This is a genomic window from Sphaerochaeta sp. S2 (assembly GCF_016406725.1).
Taxonomy (GTDB): Bacteria; Spirochaetota; Spirochaetia; order Sphaerochaetales; family Sphaerochaetaceae; genus Sphaerochaeta.
In genome coordinates this window covers 1-3,020 of record NZ_JAEKNT010000327.1, presented here as the reverse complement: position 1 = coordinate 3,020, position 3,020 = coordinate 1, and the positions used below count along the sequence as shown (strand labels likewise).

The following is a 3,020-nucleotide window of genomic DNA, read 5'->3' as shown; positions in this document are numbered from 1 at the left end:
GGGTAAAGTGATAGAGGGTACCCTTTCTGTCCACGCAAAGGGATTCGGCTTCGTGCTCGTAAAAAAAGGGACTGATATCTTTATCCCTCTGGAACATATGCTGAATGCCATGGATGGAGACTATGTCTCAGTTGAGATTGTAAAAAAAGTACCCAAGAAGAACCCAGAAGGAAGAATAGTAAAAATTCTCACCTTGCAGAACAAAGAGATAATCGGTGTCTTCAAGAGCAGCAAGGAAGGGGGGTCGGTCATCCCAAGCGATGAGCGATACAACAATCCCATCATCATTCCAAAGGACTCTTTATCTTCGCCAAAAATTGGAAGAAAACCAAAGAATGGTGAGTTTGTCGTGATCATGAGAACGGGTTGGAACGAGAATGACCATACCGTAACAGGGAAGATCATCGATATCTTGGGAAAGCCGGAGAGCAAGGAGATGGACCTCCTCTTGGTTGCAAGGAACAACGACCTGACCATTCCATTCCCCACTCAAGTGAATAAGGCACTGACAGGGTTACCTGAATTTGATCTGCAAAAAGAGCTGAAGAGTCGCGAAGACTTTCGTTCAGTTCCTTGTTTCACCATTGACCCGGAATCTGCAAAGGATTTTGATGATGCCATCTCGCTTGTCCAATTGGATAACGGCCGTTTCGAGCTGGGGGTGCATATTGCAGATGTGTCCCATTATGTACGTGAGGGATCGGCAATTGACAAGGAAGCATATGAACGGGGAACCTCAGTCTATTTCGTCAACAACGTAATACCAATGCTTCCTGAGCGGCTGTCCAATGATCTTTGCAGCCTCAAGCCAAACACTGATCGCCTTGCGTTCTCCGTGATCATGGAAATCGATTCCCGCGGTATTGTGCAGAAATATAGGATCAGGGAAACCGTTATCAGGAGTGCTGTCCGATTTACCTATGAAGAGGTTGAAGCAATCATTAAAGGAAAGAAGCATTCACATGCAAAGACCATTCATCTTATGCAGATGCTCTCCCTTATCCTTCGTAGGTCGAGGGAAGAGATGGGCTCTATCGATTTCGATATCTCTGAAGCGGCAATCTCTCTTGATGAACAAGGAGTACCCTATTCGATCAGACCACGTGAGAGAATTGAATCAAATCGGTTAGTAGAGGAGTTTATGCTTGTTGCAAACCGTATAGTTGCCAGTCATATTGCCAAAAAATCTACCAAAAGGAATCCTAAGCCATTTGTCTATCGAGTACATGAAAAGCCGGACAAGGAGTCGATACAAAGCTTCCTTGACCTCCTTGAACGGTTGGGACTGAAATATCAACTCGATAAGGAAGTAAAATCAGATGATTACAGGAAAATCCTCGACATCATAGAAAATCTTGACTACAAGTACTTTATAGAGAAAGTTGCCCTCAGATCCATGACCAAAGCCTACTACAGTACAAAGAATGAAGGGCACTTCGGTTTGGCTTTTGACGCATACACCCATTTCACCTCCCCCATAAGAAGGTACCCCGATTTGGTGGTACATCGTTTGTTGAAGTATTATGCGAGCAAGGAAAAAGACAAGAAGGGAGCAATGAAAGGTGAAGCTGCAACCTTGTCCAAGAAACTGGATTCCATCTGTACGCACTGTTCAGAACGGGAAATTCGGGCAACCCAGGCTGAACGTGAATTCATCAAGATCAAATCGATGGAGTTCCTCTCCTCAAAGGTAGGAGAGACATATGGGGGAATCATCTCCGGTATGGCAAGCTTTGGAATGTTTGTAGAGCTTTCACACTATGTCATCGAGGGTCTGGTGCATGTCTCCGAGCTCAAAGATGACCATTACGATTTTGATAAGGAGGAATTCACCCTCACCGGGCGAAAGACTGGAAAGGTCTACCGCATGGGGGACTCGGTTACCATCAAGATAAAGAGTGTGTCCAAAGAGGAGAAACGGGCAGACTTTTTGCTTGTATGATGATAAAAGAAAGGTCTCAATTACCACATAACTATCAGGCTAAGATGATCCGTCTTCCTGTATCAATGAAGGGAGGGCTGTGAATGTATGGAGATAAGGAAAGAGTGATGTTACAGACAAAAAGACTCGCTCTTCGTCCTTGGACGGAGACGGATGCCGAGAGTTTATATGCATATGCCAAGGATGCTGATATTGGCCCGATTGCAGGATGGCCTGCCCATACAAGTGTAGGAGAGAGCCTGGATGCAATTCGAAATGTGCTCACCGGTGCAGAATGCTATGCAATCTGTGAAAAAGGCAGTGATAGAGCAATTGGTGCCATAGAACTCAAACTGAATGGGCATACCGATATGACTGAGCGTGACGATGAGTGTGAGCTGGGATATTGGATTGGTAAACCCTTTTGGGGAAGAGGATATATACCTGAAGCTGCAACAGAACTCATTCGCCATGGGTTTGAAGATCTGGGAATTGCCACAATATGGTGTGGGTATTACGATGGAAACACTCAGTCCAAGAGGGTTCAAGAGAAGCTTGGTTTTACCTACCATCACACCTGTGAAGAGGTACCGGTGCCCCTCATGAATGAGACAAGGATTGGTCACACAAACTACATGACCAAGGAACAGTGGTCCAGGAAGCAAAATAGCTGAGATAACCATCGAAGATAAAGACCAAGCAGGGAGAAGGCTTATGCAGTACTACCATGTTGATGTATTTTCAAAAGGACCGCTGACAGGAAATGGACTGACCGTTCTGATTTGCGACCGATTTCCTGCTAGTGAAACCATGCTTCTGATTACCCGGGAAATGAAGCAGTATGAGACGATTTTTCTTAAAAGACTTCGGGACGACGAATATAGGGCAAGAATTTTCACGAAGGATGAGGAACTGGATTTCGCAGGGCACCCAATCCTTGGTGCTGCTGCGGCGATACATATGCTACACAATGGGAAAGAGACGGAAGCAATCCAGTTCCATCTGAATGGTAAGGATGTAAAGGTCACCAGCGTTGCAGTCGACCATCGCAGGGAGTATGTCTGCAGCATGAACCAAGGGGCAGCAGAGACCATCGGAC

Annotated in this window: 3 protein-coding genes; all 3 read left to right on the top strand. The window is 45.6% G+C overall.

What is annotated here, in order from left to right; all coding sequences use genetic code 11:
- The coding region (rnr, locus tag JF818_RS09515) for a ribonuclease R (protein WP_198891779.1) at positions 1-1,942 on the top strand (1,942 nt) is incomplete at its 5' end.
- A gap of 107 nt (positions 1,943-2,049) precedes the next feature.
- Positions 2,050-2,595, top strand: a complete 546-nt coding sequence (locus JF818_RS09510; RefSeq protein ID WP_198891778.1) for a GNAT family N-acetyltransferase — start codon at positions 2,050-2,052, stop codon at positions 2,593-2,595.
- 40 nt (positions 2,596-2,635) lie between these two features.
- Positions 2,636-3,020: PhzF family phenazine biosynthesis protein (locus tag JF818_RS09505; protein WP_198891777.1), on the top strand; the 385-nt coding region annotated here is incomplete at its 3' end.

What these genes read in the sequence shown, in the direction of transcription:
- JF818_RS09510 (WP_198891778.1), top strand. Translation starts at nt 2,050, where the DNA reads ATGTTACAGACAAAAAGACTCGCTCTTCGTCCTTGGACGGAGACGGAT.